Source organism: Pandoraea terrigena (assembly GCF_902459705.1).
In the GTDB taxonomy this organism is placed as follows: Bacteria; Pseudomonadota; Gammaproteobacteria; order Burkholderiales; family Burkholderiaceae; genus Pandoraea; species Pandoraea terrigena.
In genome coordinates, this window is record NZ_CABPRU010000013.1 from 1 (window position 1) to 19,640 (window position 19,640).

17 protein-coding genes and 1 pseudogene are annotated in these 19,640 nt (G+C 62.6%); 10 read left to right on the plus strand and 8 right to left on the minus strand.

Annotated features, from left to right (window positions below):
• From PTE31013_RS20655 to PTE31013_RS20680, 6 genes and pseudogenes are all read right to left on the minus strand, one after another.
• Window positions 1–95, minus strand: a pseudogene (locus PTE31013_RS20655) (electron transfer flavoprotein subunit beta/FixA family protein); the annotation flags it as partial.
• Window positions 96–171: 76 nt separating this feature from the next.
• Window positions 172–1,401, minus strand: a complete 1,230-nt coding sequence (locus tag PTE31013_RS20660) for an MFS transporter (protein ID WP_150614520.1) — start codon at window positions 1,399–1,401, stop codon at window positions 172–174.
• Window positions 1,402–1,491: 90 nt separating this feature from the next.
• The gene (locus PTE31013_RS20665; protein WP_150614521.1) at window positions 1,492–2,382 is read right to left on the minus strand and encodes an amidohydrolase family protein; all 891 of its coding nucleotides are present in this window, start codon (window positions 2,380–2,382) and stop codon (window positions 1,492–1,494) included.
• Between the two features lie 102 nt (window positions 2,383–2,484).
• Entirely contained in the window at window positions 2,485–3,897 is a 1,413-nt protein-coding gene (locus tag PTE31013_RS20670) for an FAD-binding oxidoreductase (RefSeq protein ID WP_150614522.1), read from the minus strand.
• A gap of 50 nt (window positions 3,898–3,947) precedes the next feature.
• The gene (locus PTE31013_RS20675) at window positions 3,948–4,679 is read right to left on the minus strand and encodes a FadR/GntR family transcriptional regulator (protein ID WP_150614523.1); all 732 of its coding nucleotides are present in this window, start codon (window positions 4,677–4,679) and stop codon (window positions 3,948–3,950) included.
• A gap of 183 nt (window positions 4,680–4,862) precedes the next feature.
• Entirely contained in the window at window positions 4,863–5,162 is a 300-nt protein-coding gene (locus tag PTE31013_RS20680) for an antibiotic biosynthesis monooxygenase family protein (RefSeq protein ID WP_150614524.1), read from the minus strand.
• Window positions 5,163–5,544: 382 nt separating this feature from the next.
• Here PTE31013_RS20680 and PTE31013_RS20685 point away from each other — a divergent pair, with 382 nt between their 5' ends.
• From PTE31013_RS20685 to PTE31013_RS20715, 7 genes are all read left to right on the plus strand, one after another.
• Window positions 5,545–6,747 carry an ammonium transporter gene (locus PTE31013_RS20685; RefSeq protein WP_150614525.1) on the plus strand — a complete coding sequence of 401 codons (1,203 nt, stop codon included), beginning with the start codon at window positions 5,545–5,547 and terminating at the stop codon, window positions 6,745–6,747.
• Window positions 6,748–7,242: 495 nt separating this feature from the next.
• A complete protein-coding gene (locus tag PTE31013_RS20690) occupies window positions 7,243–8,148 on the plus strand; it encodes a LysR family transcriptional regulator (protein WP_150614526.1) in 906 nt (301 codons plus the stop codon).
• Between the two features lie 29 nt (window positions 8,149–8,177).
• A complete protein-coding gene (locus PTE31013_RS20695; protein WP_150614527.1) occupies window positions 8,178–9,074 on the plus strand; it encodes a LysR family transcriptional regulator in 897 nt (298 codons plus the stop codon).
• 169 nt (window positions 9,075–9,243) lie between these two features.
• The gene (locus PTE31013_RS20700; RefSeq protein WP_150614528.1) at window positions 9,244–10,200 is read left to right on the plus strand and encodes a hydroxymethylglutaryl-CoA lyase; all 957 of its coding nucleotides are present in this window, start codon (window positions 9,244–9,246) and stop codon (window positions 10,198–10,200) included.
• Window positions 10,197–11,432 carry a CaiB/BaiF CoA transferase family protein gene (locus PTE31013_RS20705; RefSeq protein ID WP_150614529.1) on the plus strand — a complete coding sequence of 412 codons (1,236 nt, stop codon included), beginning with the start codon at window positions 10,197–10,199 and terminating at the stop codon, window positions 11,430–11,432. Before PTE31013_RS20700 ends, PTE31013_RS20705 begins: the two co-directional genes overlap by 4 nt.
• 62 nt (window positions 11,433–11,494) lie before the next feature.
• A complete protein-coding gene (locus PTE31013_RS20710; RefSeq protein ID WP_150614530.1) occupies window positions 11,495–12,019 on the plus strand; it encodes a gamma carbonic anhydrase family protein in 525 nt (174 codons plus the stop codon).
• Window positions 12,020–12,117: 98 nt separating this feature from the next.
• Window positions 12,118–13,584 carry an MFS transporter gene (locus PTE31013_RS20715; protein ID WP_150614531.1) on the plus strand — a complete coding sequence of 489 codons (1,467 nt, stop codon included), beginning with the start codon at window positions 12,118–12,120 and terminating at the stop codon, window positions 13,582–13,584.
• 200 nt (window positions 13,585–13,784) lie between these two features.
• Here PTE31013_RS20715 and PTE31013_RS20725 read toward each other — a convergent pair whose 3' ends face one another.
• On the minus strand, window positions 13,785–14,678 hold the full coding sequence (locus PTE31013_RS20725) for a LysR family transcriptional regulator (protein ID WP_150614532.1): 894 nt from the start codon (window positions 14,676–14,678) through the stop codon (window positions 13,785–13,787).
• A gap of 98 nt (window positions 14,679–14,776) precedes the next feature.
• Here PTE31013_RS20725 and PTE31013_RS20730 point away from each other — a divergent pair, with 98 nt between their 5' ends.
• From PTE31013_RS20730 to PTE31013_RS20740, 3 genes are read left to right on the plus strand one after another with little or no spacing between them, the layout of a single operon-like run.
• A complete protein-coding gene (locus PTE31013_RS20730; protein WP_150614533.1) occupies window positions 14,777–16,081 on the plus strand; it encodes a CitMHS family transporter in 1,305 nt (434 codons plus the stop codon).
• A gap of 25 nt (window positions 16,082–16,106) precedes the next feature.
• Window positions 16,107–17,474 (plus strand): acyclic terpene utilization AtuA family protein, encoded by a 1,368-nt coding sequence (locus PTE31013_RS20735; protein ID WP_150614534.1) that lies wholly within the window; start codon window positions 16,107–16,109, stop codon window positions 17,472–17,474.
• Between the two features lies 1 nt (window position 17,475).
• Window positions 17,476–17,787, plus strand: a complete 312-nt coding sequence (locus PTE31013_RS20740) for an AtuA-related protein (protein ID WP_150614535.1) — start codon at window positions 17,476–17,478, stop codon at window positions 17,785–17,787.
• Window positions 17,788–17,809: 22 nt separating this feature from the next.
• Here the strand turns inward: PTE31013_RS20740 and PTE31013_RS20745 are convergent, their stop codons facing one another.
• The gene (locus tag PTE31013_RS20745; protein WP_174978654.1) at window positions 17,810–19,405 is read right to left on the minus strand and encodes a hypothetical protein; all 1,596 of its coding nucleotides are present in this window, start codon (window positions 19,403–19,405) and stop codon (window positions 17,810–17,812) included.
• Window positions 19,406–19,640 lie beyond the last annotated feature (235 nt).

The following is a 19,640-nucleotide window of genomic DNA, read 5'->3' on the forward strand; positions in this document are numbered from 1 at the left end:
TTCACGTTCGCAATGTCGACGCCACTGCCGTCGCTCTTCACGCGAACCTTTACGTTGTAATCCACTACCCGTTTGACGGGGACAAGCACCTTCATGCGGAACTCCCTTGATTCGGAAAACCCGGGCGGCGGACCACGACGACCGCTCTCGCCCCCCGGCAAACGTACGACCTTACTCGATCTCTCGCCCTTTCGTTTCAGGCAGCAGGAGGGCGGTGATCAGCACGACAAGATAGGCACCGCCGGCAAACATGCCGATGGCCGCGCCAAGCCCGCTGGACTTGGCCAGATAACCGACCAGACTCGGGAACAGGGCACCGAAACCGCGCCCGAAGTTATACGTGAAGCCTTGTCCGTTGGCACGCACCGCCGACGGAAACAGCTCGGTCAGGTAAGCGCCCATGCCACTGAAAATGCCCGACGCCGCGAACCCCAGCGGGAAGCCGAGGATCAGCATCTGGTCATTGCTCAGTTGAAGCTGCGTATAGGCATAGATGGTCACCCCCGACAGCACGGCGAAAATCAGCAGGTTGGCACGCCGTCCCAGACGGTCGGTCAGATAGGCACCAGTCAGATAGCCGATGAACGACCCCAGAATGATCACCAGCAAATAGCCACCGGTACCGATGACCGACAGGTGACGCTCCGTCTTCAGGAACGTGGGCAGCCATGTCGTCACGGCGTAGTATCCGCCCTGCACGCCGGTACACAGCAGCGCGGCAAGCGCCGTGGTCTTGATGAGCGACGGCGAGAAAATCGCCCATGGCGAGGTGCGCTTGGCCGCGGAGGCCTCCTGTTTGCGTGTGCGCTCGAACAGCGCCGGCTCCGGCACGTTCTTCCGAATGAAGAGCACGAACAGCGCCGGGATCACGCCAATCCAGAACAGCACGCGCCAGGCATAGGCCTCGGGCAGCAGCGAGAACGACGCCGTGTAGCACAGCGCCGCCACCGCCCAGCCGATGGCCCAGCCGCTTTGCACAGTGCCGACGGCGCGTCCGCGATGCTCGGTGCGGACGATCTCGCCCATGAGCACCGACCCCACCGCCCACTCGCCGCCAAAGCCCAGCCCCTGCAACGCGCGCAGCACGAAGATCTGCTCGAAGCTCTGCGCAAAGCCGATCAGGACCGTGCAGACGGAGAACCACAGAATCGTCGCTTGCAGGATGCGCACGCGCCCGAAACGGTCGGCGAGCATGCCCGCCAGCCACCCGCCGATGGCCGAAAACAACAAGGTCACAGTGGCCAGCATGCCGGCCTGTGCCTTGTCGATATTGAAAAGGGTGATCAACGTCGTGATGACGAAGGTAAACACCATGAAGTCGAGCGCGTCGAGCGCCCAGCCGCCGAACGCGGCGACAAACGTGCGCCGCTCGGTCTTGTTCATCTGCCGATACCAGTCCATCTTGTCTCCTCTAGACGTTTTGAAGTGCGTTGAAGTGTTGTTCGTGCGACGGCGCGCGATACGCCCGCCAGTGACGGCAAGGTCAGTCCATCAGGCCGTTGCCGGAAAACCGTAAAGACGCGCCGGGTTGTCCACGAGAATCCGACGACGCGTGTCGGCGTCGGGCGCCCACAGCGGCAGCAGATTGCGCAACGCACCGGTGTTCGGCATGCGCGTAAGCGACACATGCGGCCAATCGCTACCCCAGACCATGCGATCGGGAGCGTCCTCGATCAGCGCTTGCGCGAACGGCGTGACGTCGTCGAACGTCGGGTAGCGCTCGCTGATGCGATAGGCGCCCGAGAGCTTGACCCAGTACCCGTGATCGCGCACAAGCGAGCGCAGCGCGGAAAAGCCAGGGGCATCGAGCCCCGGCGCCACCGGCGTGTGCCCCATGTGATCGACGATGCCCGGCACCGGTAACTTGGTCATGCGCGGCATCAGCTCGGGCAGCGCGTTCACGTCCATGAGGAACTGCATGTGCCAGCCAAGCGCCTTGATGCGATGCGCGAGCGTCTCCATCGCCATGAAGCCGATGCCGCCGCCGAACAGCACGTTGATGCGCAACCCGCGAACGCCCGCCGCGTGCATCGCTTCGAGTTCGGCGTCGGTCACCTCCGGCGAAACCACCGCGATACCGCGCAGACGGTCGGGATTCCGGCGCAACGTCTCGAGCAGGTAGCGGTTATCCGTGCCGTAGACGCTGATTTGCACAAGCACGCCGTACGTCATGCCGGTGGCATCGAGCATCGCGAGGTACTTGTCTTCGGGCGCGGGCGGCGGCGTATAGCTACGCTCGGGCACCATCGGGTACGCATCGCTCGCCGCAATCACATGCGCGTGCGTGTCGACGGCGCCGAACGGCACCGCGAACGACGGCGGATCGATCTCTGGCAGCGGGCCGAGGCACAGCGGCGCTCCGGCCGCGGGGGTGGCAATCATATCGACTCCTCAAGGGGGCGAGGGCGACGCCCGGAACATCGGGCGCAGGCTGGGGGAACAGATCGAGCACCCGGAACGCCGGCACTCGTAGAAAGCAGGCGCTTACAGCAGCTTGCCGGGATTCATGATGCCGGCCGGATCGAACACGGCCTTGATCTCGTGCATCAACCGTAACTCGAGCGGTGACTTGTACTTCGCGAAGGACGCACGCTTGAGCTGTCCGATACCATGCTCGGCACTGATGCTGCCGCCGTAACGCGCCACTTCGTCGAGCACTTCGGCGGTGATCGCCTCGCCGTGCTTCGCCATGAAGTCCGCCGTCTCGCCAGCAGGGCGCGACAGGTTGTAATGCAGATTACCGTCGCCGAAATGCCCGAAGATGAAGGGGCGCACCTGCGGGCACACGCGCCGCACGCGCGCTTCGGCGCTCGTCATGAAATCCGGAATCGCTTCGATGGGCAGCGAGACGTCATGCTTGAGGTGCGGACCGTCCGCACGCTGAGCCTCGGAGATCTCCTCACGCAGCTTCCACATCGCCTCGACCTGCCCGAGCGTGGACGACACCACCGCGTCGGCGCACAGATCACGCTCGATGGCCGTCTCGATCACACGCTCCAGCAAGGCGGCCAGCGCTTGCTCGTCCGCCGTGTCGGCCAGTTCGACCAGCACGTAACCCGGGTGCCGTTCGCCGAATGGCGCCCGCACGTCAGGCACATGCGCCATCACCAGGTCGACGCACTCGCCCGTGAAGAACTCGAACGCCTGCATACGCGCGCCACAGGCCGCAAACAGCCACTCATACAAGGCCAGCGCCTGGCGCGGCGACGTGACCGCAGCAATCACCACCTGGCGCACGGGGGTCGGCGCGTACAGCCGCAACGCCGCTGCGGTGATCACCCCGAGCGTGCCTTCCGAGCCGATGAGCAACTGCTTGAGGTCATAACCGGTGTTGTCCTTGCGCAGCGTTCGCAGGCCATGCAGGATCTCGCCGTTAGGCAGCACGGCTTCGACGCCGAGCACCAGTTCGCGCGTCATGCCGTAGCGCACGACATTCACGCCGCCGGCGTTGGTGGCGAGATTGCCGCCAAGTTGACACGAGCCCTCGGCCGCGAGACTGAGCGGCAGCAGGCGGTTCGCGTCACGCGCGGCGCGCTGCAGGTCTTCGAGAATGCAGCCGGCCTCGGCGACCAGCGTGTTGGCGATGGTGTCCAGACCGCGCACGGCGTTCATGCGATCGAGACTGAGCACCACGTTCTGCGTGGACGCGTCAGGCGTGGCGCCACCGCACAGCCCCGTGTTGCCGCCGCGCGGCACGACCGGCGTGCGCGTGCTCTGGCACAGCGAGAGAATCTTCGCGACGTCTTCCGTCGCGCGCGGACGCACGACTGCCTGGGCATTGCCGTGATACATGCCGCGCCAGTCGGTGAGCCACGGCGCGAGGTCGTCGGGCGAGGTGAAAACACAGTCGGCGCCGACGGCGTCGACAAGGCGTTGAGCGAAGGCAGTAAGGGGCATAGGTTCGCGCGTCGGGGGTTACGGTGCGGAAGACGGCATCTGACGACGGGTCAGGGACGGGTCGGCGCGATGGCGCCGGTGATGATGTCGCGCCCGGGCAGCGTCAGGCCGAGACGCGCGGAAGCGCGCAACAGGTGCGAGAGCGACGCCGCCCGCGCCAGCAGCGGATCGCGCGCCTTGATGGCGTTGAACACCGCCACGTGCTCCTGATGCACCTGGGCGGCGAGTCCCTCGTGGCGCAGCGTGTTCGAGCGCGCCGCTTGCACCACCTGCCGCATTTGCAGGTTCAGGTACTGCAGAAGATCGGCGTAGTAACGGTTGTGCGTGGCACGCGCAATCGCGGCATGAAACGCCGTGTCGTACTCGACGCCGTTGTCGGCGTGATACAGGTTCGCCTCGAGTTTTTCCAGGATGCCGGCAAGCCGGCGAATGTCCTCGTCGGTGTGACGAACGGCGGCGAGCGCGGCGGCCGTGCTTTCCAGATCGAGACGCAGCTCGTAGACACTCGCGAGATCGGCGGCGTCTTGCCCGGCCGGCACCTGGAAGCCGCTCGACGGCGTGCGTGCCTTCACCGTCACGCCTGCGCCCTGCCGACTGTCGATCAACCCTTGCGCGCGCAGACGCTCCGTCACTTCACGAATCACGGCCGGGCTCACGCCGTAAGTCTCGGCGAGTTGCTTTCCGGTCGGCAGCTTGGCACCGATCGGGTGGACGCCCTGCCGGATCGCATCCTGCAACTGCTGCGCGACCTGCTCGGTCAAGGTCCTGGGCTTCGTCGTCATCCTGTCATGTCGTCCGATATTTTTCTGGTTTGCATGTTATCTGAAAACTTTAGATTGTTTCCACCGAGTTAACCCTAGGTTCTCGTCACCTCTCCTCGTCGCATGAAAGACAAAGGCGGTGAGGGAAACGCGTTCCCTCACCGCCTGCATTGCCACGCTTGATGCGCTTGATCCGTGTCGCCCTTAGAAGCCGATCAGTGCTTCCGTGACGTGGCCCACGTTCGGCGGTGCCGCGAAGCAGTCGCTCACCAGCGCGCGCCATTGCTGGAACGCTTCCGAGTTGCGGAAGTGGACGGTGTGGTCTTCGAGCGTTTCCCACGTCACGACGAGGCTGTAGTGCGTCGGCTGCTCGATGGACTTGAGCAGCCGCATGCCGTGGCAGCCTTTCGAACCCTTGAACAACGACGCCGCCTTGGCGACACCTTGCTCGAACGCGGCTTCGGTGCCGGGCTTCACTTCGATCTGGGCAATTTCAAAGATCATTGGATTTCCTAAGTGATTGGCGCGTGATGGCGCTTATGTCGGTGGTGTTGTCATCGCATGATGGCGTGGCCGGCGGCCCGGTATGGTCGACACCGGGGAGTCGCATGGCCCCGCGAGACCGTCAGATTCTATACCGCAGGTACATGTGACGCATCGCATGAACGGTCGCACACCCTTTCCGAGTTTTTCGGTCGGCGCGACTCACGTCGATGCACGAACTTCGCTCATCGGCTCGCCTCACGGCACCATGAGCGTGCAACCCGCGACGGCAAATTCCACATCAATAGATAAAATATTACTGAAAATCAATGATGTAGGAAATCCTGGCATCACTCTTGCTTATCATCGTTCTTCTTCATGTTTGCACCAAAAGAGCACATTCATGCCCAATTCCAATACACCCGGCGACGTGCTGTTTCTTCTGCTCGGCGCGATCCTGGTGCTTGCCATGCACGCTGGCTTTGCGTTTCTCGAACTTGGCACCGTTCGAAAGAAGAACCAGGTCAATGCCCTCGTCAAGATCCTGACTGACTTCGCGGTCTCGGGTCTCGCTTATTTCTTCATCGGGTATCCGCTCGCGTATGGCGTCGATTTCTGGTCGAGTGCCACGGTGCTCTCCGAGCACAACGGCTACGCGCTCGTTCGCTTTTTCTTCCTGCTGACGTTCGCGGCGGCAATTCCGGCCATCGTGTCCGGCGGCATTGCCGAGCGCGCCAAGTTTCATCCGCAGTCGGTGGCGACGTTCTTCCTCGTCGGCGTGATTTATCCGTTCTTCGAGGGCATCGCCTGGAACGGCCATCTGGGGGTTCAGAACTGGTTCACGCACGCGCTCGGCGCACCGTTCCACGATTTCGCGGGCTCGGTGGTCGTGCACGCCGTCGGCGGCTGGATCGGGCTGGCCGCGGTGCTGCACCTCGGCGCACGCCGGGGACGCTATAACGGCCAGGGACAAGTGGCCGCGCATCCGCCGTCGTCGATTCCGTTCCTGGCGCTTGGCGCGTGGATCCTGATTGTCGGCTGGTTCGGCTTCAACGTCATGAGTGCACAGCGCGTGGGGGGCATCTCGGGGCTGGTTGCCGTGAACTCGCTCATGGCCATGGTGGGCGGCACGCTCGTCGCGATGTGGGTTGGCAAGGACGACCCCGGCTTCATCCACAACGGTCCGCTCGCGGGGCTCGTTGCGGTGTGTGCGGGATCGGACGTGATGCATCCGCTGGGCGCGCTCGTCGTCGGCGCGGTTGCGGGGGGTCTGTTCGTGTGGCTGTTCACGGTGACGCAGAACCGTCTGCGCATCGACGACGTGCTCGGCGTGTGGCCATTGCACGGCGTGTGCGGCGTGTGGGGCGGCGTGGCCGCCGGCATATTCGGACAGACGGCGCTCGGGGGCGTCGGGGGCGTGAGCTTCCTCGCGCAGCTCGCCGGGACCGCGATGGGCGTAGTGATCGCCTTCGCCGGCGGCTATGTCGTGTATGGGGTGATCAAACGCTGCGTGGGCCTGCGGCTCGACGACGAACAGGAGTACTACGGCGCCGACCTCTCCATCCACAAGATCACCGCGACGCCGGAGCGTGAGACGAATTGGTGAGTGAAGCCTGAAGCGGGACGATAAACGGCTTACCGCGCTCGACAAAGGAGAGATTGCACACTTCCCAGAACTTCCAGGTCATCAACCATGACGAGCGCCGGGCCCGCACGATAGGTTCGCCATTTTGCAGGCCTGGCCAAACAACGACGTGTCGTGCTGGCTGAGGCTATGCCATCGTCAAGTGAATGAAGTGAACTCCGCTTCGGGACGCTTCTGTACCAGGCGCAAAATGTGCCGTCGCAAAAAAAAGTCCCTCCGAAGAGGGACCGAATCACCCGGGGTTTTGGCGTTCCCGTGGTTAAAAAACCGTGCCTGTCGATATCTCACCCTCATCGTCTGCAGGCGACGATGAGGCACGCAAGCGCTCGTCTGCGCCAATGCGCGTTAAAGCCGTCTTTCCCAACCTCGTTGTCTTGACGGCTGTTGCGCCGAGTATAGGAATGCGCAATCCCATCGTAAAATCATATTTTCAGTGACCTGATATCTGATTTTAAGATGATGAAAAACATCACAATGAAGCAGCTTCGATACTTTGTCGCCACGGTCGAGTGCGGCCAGGTATCAAAAGCGGCATCGCAAGAGCACGTGTCCCAGTCCGCCGTGACCGCTGCCATCATTGCGCTTGAGGGGGCGCTTGGGACAAAGCTCTTCGAGCGACATCCGCACGGCGTCAACGTCACCCTCGATGGCAACGATTTCTACAATCACGCTCGTCACGTTCTGGATTCGCTGGAAGATGCCGTCTACAAGTCGCGAGCCCGCTCACGCGGGGTATCCGGCGTAGTTCGCGTTGCCGCGTCGTATGCCGTCATGGGGTACTGCCTTCCAGAGGTCCTGGCTCGATTCCGTGCAAGCTACCCGGACGTGAGCTTCGTGTTGCATGACATGGACCGCGAAGTCCTCGAGAAAGCCGTTCTCGGCGGCGATGTGGACGTCGGCGTAGGATTGCTCTCCAACGTGTCGGATCTCGGGCGTTTCGCTCATCGAAGCCTCATTCGCTCGCCGCGAAAGCTATGGGTCGCGCCGACGCATCCGCTCGCCGCGCTTGAGCGGCCAACGCTACGCGACGTCGCAGAACATCCTTACGTCATGATTACGCTGGACGAAGGCGAAGCCTCGTCCATGCGCTACTGGAGCCGCGAGAAGCTGCAACCCAACGTGATATTGCGCACCGGGTCAATGGAAGCCGTTCGCGCGTTCGTATCGCATGGTTTCGGCGTGACGATTTTGTCCGACATGGTCTTCAGACCCTGGTCACTGGAGGGCAAACGGATCGAAACACGAGAGTTGAAGAACGCCATTCCGCAGTTGGAAGTCGGCGTGCTGTGGTGCAAGGACCGCGAGTGCTCCGCGGCGAGTCGGGCGTTCATTGATTTTCTGGCCGATACACGCCAATCTTGAAACGATATCGATAGTCTTGGAGACTGACCGTGTGGCAACCCGATGCAACGACGCTTCGCCTGTTCATCTCCATATGTGAATCCGGGAGCATCTCGCGAGCGAGTGTCCGCGAGGGAATGGCGGCGGCAGCCGTCAGTAAGCGAATCGCCGATATGGAGCACGCGCTCGGAGCACCGTTGCTGACGCGTCGATCGCGCGGGGTAACCGTGACGCCCGCAGGCGAAATCCTCCTGCGCCACGCGAAGCTTTTGACCTCCGGCGTCGAGAATCTCCATGCTGACTTGAGCGAGTTTGCGAGCGGTGTTCGCGGCATCGTACGCGTCGCAGCCAATGTCTCGTCCATCATTGAATTTCTACCGGAACAGATCGCCGCGTTCTTGCGGCAGAACAGCCGCATTAACGTTGTGCTCGAGGAGCGCGTCAGCACCGAAGTGGTGAGAAACGTCGTTGATGGCATCGCCGACATCGGCATTTGTCGCGATTTCGTAGGCGTCGGAGAAGTCGAAATCGTCCCATACCGTTCGGACAACTTCGCGGTGGTGGTTCATCAAAGTCACCCGCTGGCCAACAGAGATTCGCTCGCCTTCTCCGATACGCTAGAGTACGAGCAGATCGGTCTTTCGGTAAGCGCCGCAGTGAGTTCGCTGACAAAACGCATCGCCGCAGAGAGCCATCGCCAGATTCGCTATCGCGCGAACGTGTCGACGTTTGATGCGGCGTTCAGGCTGATTCAACTGAATCTCGGACTCGCCGTGCTCCCCGCCGAAGCGATCCCGCGATATCGCGACCTGTATGAACTGCGAGAAATTCCCTTGACGGATGAATGGGCACGGCGTCAATTCATCATCTGCCACCAAGCGATGGACCAGATGTCAGTCTCCGCTCGTAAGTTTCTCGACCACCTCCTCGCCTCGCCGCGCGCCTGACCCTCAGTCGATACCCTGATAGGGATTCCCCCATACCGCTTTCAGCACGGCTGGACGCGGGCAGCAAGCCATCGCACACGGCGATGGCCGCCATCGCCGGCAGCTGATTGTCCTGGCGCGCCCAGCCCGGCAAGCTTGGGGTTCGACCGAAGAAAGGAATCAGGAAACCATGCGGGAGACCCAACACGTTATCGTTCAGGAAGTCGGATTCAGAGACGGTCTACAGAGCATCTGTCGCGTCATGTGCACGGAAGCCAAGAAAAAGTGGATCGCCGCGACATATGATGCCGGTGTGCGACACATGGAAGTTACGTCCTTCGTGCCGCCCAAACGACTGCCTCAACTGGCAGACGCCACTGAAATCGTCGATTTCGCCATTCGACATCCAGACCTCACCGTCACAGCCCTTGCACCTAACCTTCGAGGCGCAGAAAACGCACTGAAAGCGGGGGTTCATCGCATCGTCGCTCCGATTTCGGTCAGCGAGAAACATAGCCTGGCGAATGTACGCAAAACGCCGGACGAGATGATCGACGAGTTCCGGCGGATGCGCGAACTTCGCGACAGCGATCCGTCCTGGTCCGGCACGCGAGTCGTCGCGGGTCTGTCCACTGTCTTCGGGTGCACGTATCAAGGCTATATCCCCGAGCGCGACGTGCGCGACATCGTCGACAAAGTCATCCAGGCCGGCGCCGACGCAATTGCGCTCGGCGACACCACCGGCCACGCCACGCCAACTCACGTTCGCCGATTGCTGGAGATGCTCCTCCCGCGCGCAGAGGACAAGGTGCCCAGCCTTCACCTTCATGACACCCGAGGGTTAGCACTGGCCAATGCCGTTGTCGCGCTAGACCACGGCATTCGAGAATTCGACGCCTCGCTCGCCGGTCTGGGTGGCTGTCCACACGCGCCCGGCGCCACTGGCAACGTCGCGACCGAAGACCTCGTGTACCTGCTCCATAGCATGGGCTTTGAAACCGGCATCGACCTCGAAGCGATGCTCCGGGCGCGCGACGTTCTCGCCGAGCACCTTCCGGGCGAGCCCCTGTACGGCTATATTTCCCGCCCTGGCGTTCTTCATGACTCGCTACTGCCTCTCCATAGTTCACGAGGGCTTCCACAATGAACGCCGGCGCACAAGACGCGAACCAGCAACACCCAAAGCTCCCGCTTGACGGCATCCGCGTCGTCGAAATGTCACACATGGTCATGGGGCCGACATGCGGCATGATTCTCGGCGACCTTGGGGCCGAAGTCATCAAGATCGAGCCGCCAAAGGGCGACGCCACGCGCCGGCTCCTCGGTGCCGGTGCCGGCTTTTTCCGCACATTCAATCGAAACAAGAAGAGTGTCGCAATCGACCTCGACACCGAGGGGGGCCGCGGTGCGCTCTTGCGCCTTCTTGACACTGCGGACGTCTTCGTCGAGAACTTTCGACCAGGACGTATGACAGCGCTTGGGATCGACTACGAATCGCTGCGCGAGCGCAATCCTCGCATCGTTTACGTATCGCACAAGGGGTTCCTCGACGGACCCTATGACAAGCGCCTGGCATTGGACGAAGTCGTCCAGATGATGGCCGGACTGGCTTACATGACAGGCCCCGTCGGCCGTCCGCTTCGAGCGGGCAGCTCGGTCAACGACATCATGGGCGGAATGTTTGGCGCGATTGGAGCACTTGCCGCACTCATCGACCGCAAGCAGTCGGGATGCGGAAAGCAGGTGCAGTCAGCCCTTTTCGAGAACTGCGTACTGCTCGCCGCCCAGCATATGCAGCAATTCGTGGTGACGGGGAGAGCGGCCGCCCCAATGCCGGAGCGCATCAACGCATGGGCCGTCTATGACGTATTCGCGCTTGCGGACTCGCATCAAATGTTCGTCGCGGCCACCGGTGACGCGCAATGGAAATCGCTGTGCGAGATCCTGAAGCTGCCCGACCTGGTATCGGACGTGCGTCTCCAATCCAATAACGATCGCGTTCTCTCGCGAGACTGGATGATTCCCATTCTGGCCGACGCGCTGAGGCAGCGAAGCGCCGAAGAACTCGCGACAGCCCTTGAACTCGGCAGCGTGCCCTTCGCGGCGATCACGCGCCCGGAGCAACTTTTCGACGACCCTCACCTGAAGGCCAGTGGCGGACTCGTCAAGCTCCGCCTTGAGGACGGCACCGAAACCGACATGCCACTCCTGCCCATTTCCATTGATGGCGCGAGATTGCAGCCTCGCCGCCATATTCCGTCGATTGGGGAGGACACCCTGTCCGTTCTCAGTACGCTGGGATACGACGCCGAACAAATTGGACAACTCGAACGCGCCGGCGTTTTGACGTCGGGCGCCAAGCCGATCGGGCGTGACTAGACGATCCTAAATCCCACGGGACGACGCGCGGGGACTCCCTTCGCACCACTTGAGAGCGCCACATGAACCTATTGAAATTGGACGACCTTTGTCCCGACATTGACGAATCCGCGTACGTCGCGATTGGGGCGACCGTCATTGGAGACGTGCGGGTCGACTGCGGGTCGACGATCTGGAGCAACGCGGTATTGCGCGGCGATAACGAATCGATTCGAGTGGGCAAGAACGTCAACATCCAGGAGGGGGCCGTTCTACACACGGACCCCGGCTATCCCATCGTGATTGACGAGGGGGTGAGCATCGGGCATCAGGCAATGCTCCATGGTTGCAGAATCGGAGCGGGCAGTCTGATTGGCATCCAGGCAATCGTGCTCAATGGCGCCGTCATTGGCGAAAACTGCCTGGTTGCCGCGGGCGCGCTCGTGACCGAAGGAAAGTCCTTTCCCGACAATGCCCTCGTTGTCGGCACGCCCGCAAAAGTTGCCAGGATGTTGACCGACACAGAAATATCAAATCTGAAGGCCAACGCGTCGGACTACGCCGCCAAAGGCGCGCGATACAAGCGCTCCCTCACACCTGCCGGTTAGATTGCGCCACCCGGGAGCATTTTGGCGAACCGAAACACGTGCCACGGGCGCCACCACACTAAAAGCAGAGCCTGAACTATTCAGGCCAGGAGACGCGAATGAAATCACCAAGCACCTTGGAACTTGCCGCCGAAACCGATGGCATCGTTAGTAGTCCTGGAATCCACCTGTCACCGACAATGGCATCCGACGGTCTTGGCGTCGCAGAAATTTCCGCACGCCTGGATCGTCTACCCGCTACCAGAACCATCTGGAAAATGGTGTTGATGCTAAGCCTTGGGTATTTCTTCGAGATCTACGACTTGATGTACACGGGCTACATCGCCCCAGGCCTGGTCAAGCAGGGAATACTTACCACGGCAACGCATGGGTTATTCGGAACCACGGGAGTTGCTAGCTTTATCGCCGCGTTGTTCTGCGGCCTCTTCGTCGGCACGATCGCCTGCGGCTTCCTTGCCGACAAGTACGGGCGGCGAGCGATATTCACGTACGCCCTGCTGGGCTACGTCGCCTCGAACGCCATCATGGCATTCCAGACGACCGCCGTCGGCCTGAACACCTGGCGGTTTCTCGCCGGCATCGGGTTGGGCGTCGAGTTGGTGACAATCGGCGCCTATATGTCGGAAATCGTGCCGAAGCACATCCGGGGTCGCGCGTTTGCCGTAGGTCAAGCTATCGGATTCAGTGCGGTTCCCATCGTGGCCTTCATTTCCTTCGTGCTGGTTCCACGCACCCTTCTCGGCCTTGAAGGCTGGCGCTGGGTCGTGTTGCTCGGCGCGCACGGCGGCATTCTTATCTGGTGGGTGCGCCTCCATCTTCCCGAGAGTCCGAGATGGTTGGCGCAAAAAGGACGCATCGAAGAGGCCAACGCCATCCTTGGCAACATTGAGCAGAAGGTTTCGCAAGAGTATCGCGCGCCATTACCGAACCCCGTGGCGTCCGATACCATCGCGCACAAGGCGAGCTTCTCGGATATGTGGCGACCGCCCTATCGTCGACGCACGTTGATGATGATGGTGTTTCACATCTTCCAGACAGTGGGCTATTACGGATTTGCAAGCTGGGTGCCAACGCTTCTGATGAAGCAAGGTGTCACCGTCACACACAGTTTGCTGTATTCGAGCCTGATCGCCATCGCCGCCCCAATAGGTCCGCTGCTCGGACTCTTGATCGCGGATAAGTTCGAACGGAAGACCGTCATCGTCGCGCTCAGCGCCGCCAATGTCGTGTGCGGACTTCTCTTCAGTCAGCTCCGCGATCCCGCGCTTCTGATCATGATGGGCGTCTGCCTGACGCTCGCTGGCAACATGATTTCCTTCACTTACCATGCGTATCAGACGGAACTATTTCCGACCAGCATACGCGTTCGAGCCGTCGGCTTCGTGTACTCGTGGAGCCGACTTTCCGCCATATTCAGCGCATTTTTTATCGCGCGGATTCTTAATCAATTTGGCGTTGTCGGGGTTTTCACATTCATCGCGGGCGCGATGGTCGTCGTTATGGTTTCCATCGGAGTATTCGGACCTCGCACGAAGAATGTCGGACTGGATGATCTCTCCCAATAGCCAGACGCGCTTGCTGGACGCCGCCCTCGGAAGCGCCTTCAGGGCTGGCAGGTGAAGCCCGCTTCCGGCCCGCGCCAGGCGCTTGAAGCGTCGTTCGCTGACGCCGGACCGGCGACGCGAATATGAATCGCAACGTCGCGCGATTGTCGAGGCACTTCGGGACTGCGCAGCGCAAAAGATGCAATGGCTTGACGAGCCGTTTACCCCGGCGCCAACCGCTCCAGCAACATCGCCACAAACGTTTGCGTGACGGGGGGCAACGTCCTCCCGCGCTTCTTGATCAACGCGATGGGTCGCACAAACGCGTCGTGATCGATGGGGCGGACCCGCAATTCCGGTTCTGCCCTGACCTCTCTGGCCGACGCCGGCAGGATCGTCACCCCGAGTCCCGCGCGGACCATCGCAACGGCCGTCATCATATACGTCGGCTCGCAGGCAATTTCCGGCGTGCAACCGCCGCTCGAAAACGCACTGTCCACCACCGCTCGCACACTGGTGCCTTGTGCCGTCAGCACCAGTGGCACGCTCGCGAGATCCGTCAGCGATACGCGCTTGCGTCGCGCAAGCGCATGCCCCGCCGGCAGCACCGCCACCAGGTGATCGGCGCCCGCATACAGTACGTCCACCTCCGCGTCGCTCAACTCGCCGCCCGTCAGGCCGATATCGACCTCTTCGTTACGCACCAGCGTCTCGACCACCCCCGCGACGGCATCTCTCACATGAAAACCCGCGCACGGTACCGTCACCTTCACCTGCTGGATCAACTCCGGCAGCACGCTCGCGGCAAACGTCGGCAAACAGGCGATGCGCACCGTGCCGCTCGAGCCGTCGCCGAGCGCGCGGGCGTCAATCAGTACATGCTCCATGTCGTGCAGCGACTTTTGCAGCAACGGCAGTAGCTCGCGGCCCGTCGCCGTCAGCGCGACATTCCGGCTGTTGCGATCGAACAGCCGCACGCCGACCGTCTCCTCCAGCCGCCGAATTTGCACGGTCAATGCCGGTTGCGACAAATGCAATCGCGCCGCCGCGCGCGTAAAGCTGCCTGTCTGCGCCACCGCGATAAATGCCCGAATGTCTCGTAGATTCAAATCCATTATGTTTCTTGATTGCTGCGATCAAATCATTTCAATTGATTTATCAACGCCTCGAACTTACGCTCGATCGCATCAAAAAACAACAAGGAGACAAGCACATGCTGCCATTACTGGGGCTGGCTACCATCGTCGTGCTGCTCGGTGCGATTCTTTCGAAACGCATGTCGCCGCTCGTGGCGCTCATCATCGTGCCGATCGTGGCATCGTTGATCGGCGGGTTCGGCTTTCATACCAGCAAGTTCGTCATCGACGGCCTCAAGAGCCTCGCGCCGGTCGTCGGCATGTTCGTCTTTGCGATTCTCTACTTCGGCACCATCACCGACGCGGGTACGCTCGACCCGATCATCGATCGCATCCTGAAAGCCGTCGGCACCCGGCCCACGCGGATCGTCATGGGCACGACGCTGCTGGCCCTGCTGATCCACCTCGACGGTTCCGGCGCCGTGTGCTTCCTGGTAACGATTCCGGCCATGCTCCCGCTCTACGACCGTCTGGGCATGGACCGCCGCGTACTCGCGGCCGCCGTGTCGATGGCCGCCGGCATCAACTTCCTGCCCTGGACCGGACCGATGATCCGGGCGTCGGCATCGCTTCACCTGCCGGTGTCGAGCCTGTTCAATCCATTGATTCCGGTGCAGGCCATCGGGCTGGTCTTCGTGTTCGGCATGGCCTACTGGCTCGGCCGCCGGGAAGAAAAGCGGCTCGGCCTGTCCGCCACGAGCGGTTCGATCCCGATGCCCAAACGCGAACTCTCGCCCGAGCAGCAGGCGCTGCGCCGTCCGAAGCTCTTCTGGTTCAACATCATCCTCACGTTGATCGTGCTCGGCACGATGGTCGTGATGGGCGAGAAGCTGCCACCGGCGATCATGTTCATGGTCGGCCTGTGCGTCGCGTTGCTGGTCAATTACCCTGACGTCGACATGCAGCGCAAGCGCATCGACGCGCATGCACGCGCGGCGTTGATGATGGCCGGCATTTTGCTCGCCGCCGGGGTCTTCACCGGGGTGATGCAGGGCAGCGGCATGCTCAAGGCGATGGCGCAAGCGGCCGTCGGCTTCGTGCCACCGGGCATGGCCAGCCACATTCCGGTCGCGCTCGGCCTGCTGTCGATGCCGCTGAGCATGTTGTTCGATCCCGACTCGTTTTACTTCGGCGTACTGCCGGTCATCGCCGAGGTGGCCGGACAACTGGGGGTGCCCGCCGTGCACGTGGGTCAAGCGGCCCTGCTCGGCCAGATGACGACGGGGTTCCCGGTCAGTCCGCTCACGCCTGCCACATTCCTGGTGGTCGGCCTGTGCGGCATCGACTTGGCCGACCATCAGAAATTCACGTTTCCGCTGCTCTTCGGCGCATCCATCGTCATGACGATGGCATGCGTCGCGCTTGGCATCTTCACGCTTTGAGTTTTACTGAACGGACCTGACCCGCATGAACGGCACGCAACCTCCCCAGTCTTCGAGACGTATCCGGATCGGCGCAGGCGCCGGGTATTCCGGCGATCGCATCGAGCCAGCCGTTGAACTCGCGCAGCAAGGCGCGCTCGACTATCTCGTCTTCGAATGCCTGGCCGAGCGCACCATTGCCATGGCGCAACAGGCGCGCCGCCAAGACCCGCAATCGGGTTACGACCCGTTGCTCGAAGCGCGCATGACGGCGGTATTGCCGTCAGCGCTGCGCAACGGGGTGCGGATCATCTCGAACATGGGCGCGGCCAACCCCGTCGCGGCCGCTCGCAAGACGGCAGAGATCGTTCGCGCACTGGGTCTGGGCGACGTCAGGATCGCCGCCGTCACTGGCGACGACGTGCTCGACGTCGTACTGCAAAGCAGCGCCCACTTCGAAGAATCGGGCGAACGCGTGGCGTCGTACGGGAATCGTATCGTGTCGGCCAACGCGTATCTGGGCGCGACCGGCATCGTCGACGCCTTGGCGGCAGGCGCGCAGATTGTGTTGACGGGCCGGGTGGCCGACCCGTCGCTGTTTGCCGCACCGCTGATCCACGAATTCGGATGGCGCATGGACGACTGGGAAACGCTGGGCCAGGCCACCGTCGTCGGACACCTGCTGGAGTGCGCGGGACAGGTCACGGGCGGCTACTTCGCCGATCCCGGCTACAAGGACGTGCCCAACCTCGCGACGCTTGGGTTCCCGATTGGCGAGGTCGCGCCGGACGGATCGGTCGTCATCACCAAGGTTCCCTGCACCGGTGGACGCGTGACGCAAGCCACGTGCAAGGAGCAGTTGTTGTACGAGATTCATGATCCCCAGCGATATCTCCAGCCCGACGTCGTCGCCGACTTCTCACAAGTCAGCGTGGCGGAAGAAGCGCCCGACCGGATCAGGGTTGCAGGTGGACGCGGCACGCCCCGCACGGACACACTGAAGGTTTCCGTCGGCTATGTCGACGGATTCATTGGCGAAGGACAGATCTCGTACGGGGGCCCGGGCGCCGTTGCACGGGCAAGGCTCGCACTCGATATCGTTCGCGAACGACTGGCGCTGACGGGCGTACCGACGAGCGAATTGCGCTGCGATCTGATCGGCGTGAATTCGCTGCACGGCGACACGGCAGGTGCGCGCCACGCTGAGCCCTGCGAAGTCCGTGTGCGCGTGGCCGGACGCACGACATCAGCCGAACAGGCGCTGCGCATCGGCAACGAAGTCGAGACGTTGTACACCAACGGACCGGCGGGTGGTGGCGGCGTGACCAAGTCCGTACGCGAGGTGCTCGCGGTCCAGTCGGTGCTGCTGCCGCGCGAGCACGTCAAACCGGCATTTACCTTCGTGGAGATTTGAGATGAAGCTGCGTGAACTCGCGCATTCGCGCACGGGCGACAAGGGCAATACGCTGAATATCTCGCTCATCTGCTACGACGCACGACATTACGAGCGCCTGCGTGCCGAGGTCACGGCCGGGCGGGTGAAGGCGTTTCTTGGGGACGTCGTACTTGGCGACGTCGTGCGTTACGAACTGCCGCGCCTGGCCGCGTTCAACTTTGTCCTGGGCAAGGCGCTCGGGGGCGGTGTGACGCGCTCCCTGGCGCTCGACGCCCATGGCAAATCGCTCAGCTCGGCCTTGCTGGATCTTGAGGTTCCGAATAGGGATTGACGCGCGTCGCCATGCCGCCCCCTCACACCCGCGTCGACTCGATATCGAGATGCACCACCCCCGAGCGCGTACGCGTCACGCCTGGCGGGACATCGGGACGGTCATGCGGCGACGACTCGGTCGCTTGCGACACCGTTGCGCTGCACGACGACACGACTCGTTCCAGTAGCGCCGCGCTCCAGTGTTGATACAGCAACAGCAAACGATACGACGTTCGTACCGGCGTTGCGCCCCCACACTGCCACGCCCCTGCCTTCCACCGCTGTCCCCACGGACTCTCGGCCGGATCCCGGCTCAGATAGTGATGGTCGTCAACGCATGACGCGTGGCACGGCACGTTGAACGCCTCGCAAGCGGCGGCAATGTCGCTTACCGTCAGCGTCTCGCTGGATGCCAGCAAGCGCTCACGTAAAGCCCCCTGCGACGCGATGGTCGCCAGCAGCGGGGTATCGCAGTGCGTCGCGAGCTGCGTCACGCGATCGACGCGAGCGAGCACCATCGCCTGATCGTCGGCAGATACGATCGCGAGCCTCCCGCAAAGCGACTCCCACCGGTGCGTCAAGTCCTTCGCGTCGACGGTAAACGCCGTAGTGCGCGCCCAGGTGCCAAGCAGACTCGTCACCGCGCGACACGAGTCGAGCATGAGACCGGCCACGCGCAAGAGCCCCCGGTAGCCATCGGTCCCGCTCGCCCCGCTCGCGAACCACGTCGGCATCCAGAGCCCCAGCCGCGCGGGCGGCACGGCCGTGTTGGCAAACGTGAAGAGCGTGGCGACGTCGCGTGAACGCGTGAGCGCCGCGAGGGTACTTCGCCACGTCGAAGGCACCGCAGATGGCGGCATCGGCGGCATCAGACACGCTTCAAGCAGACGGCATCCCGCATCCATGCGCTTGAGCACCTCGTCAACGGCGTGATGGCGAATCAGCGTCGGAGAGCCGAGCGACTGCGTCATGACGCCCTTCGCTCCCTCGAACGCCAACAGCGTCCAGTCGGCCCACGGCACCCCGAACGGCGTGTTCGCGGCTGCAGCACCGCGTCCAGCATCCGGCCCCCCGTCATCCGCGCCCGCCACGGTGGCCCCCTCCTGATAAAAGCAAGCCGCAATGATCGCGAGTAACGACAGGTTGCCCACGAGCGACAAGGCATCGCGTGCCGCACGAAAATGCCATCCCCGGTCACCCGTCGCAGCCATTGCTTCAAGCCATCGCGTAATATCGCGGCACGCGGGATCGACACCGGCGTGAGTCGCGTCGCGTGTGTCCCCACGGGAAGTGGGCGCCAACATCGCGTCTGCCTGTGTCACGGTGTGCGCGAGACGCGCATCGCGCATATGCGCCAGACCAAACTCCTTGCGGTAGAAATGCTGGCAGGGCCCGGTCGTCACCCACAATCCTGCCCATGCCCCGACAAATGCCCGCGCAAGCACAGGATCGATGCGACTTGACGCCCCGCCCACATTGCCCCGTACGTTGCCGGCCACGTTAGCAGCCTGCGTAAAGCGCGCCTCAAGACCGGCTGGCTCGGCAAGGCGTTGCGTCGTCTCCCCCCACCCGCCTGCCGGGCGGGTACCCCTTACCGTGCCCCAACCGCCGGCGCCTGCACACTGCTGGTACCCCATCGCTGCCCTCCACATGGTCGTCGCCGGGCGCACCGGCAAACTGTCGACTATAGGCAGGCGGCATCGATTCCGCGGCGCCCCGTCGAGCGGGTACGCCCGCATGCCCGGCCCCGCCGGCGTCAAAGCCGATGAACGTCGCGTCCCGTATTCCCCCAGCAAGTGCCCACTTACGCACGTTGCGCAGGACAGCGCGTCATCTCCTCTCGCCAAGTGCCGACGCGTCGCGGTAGACTTT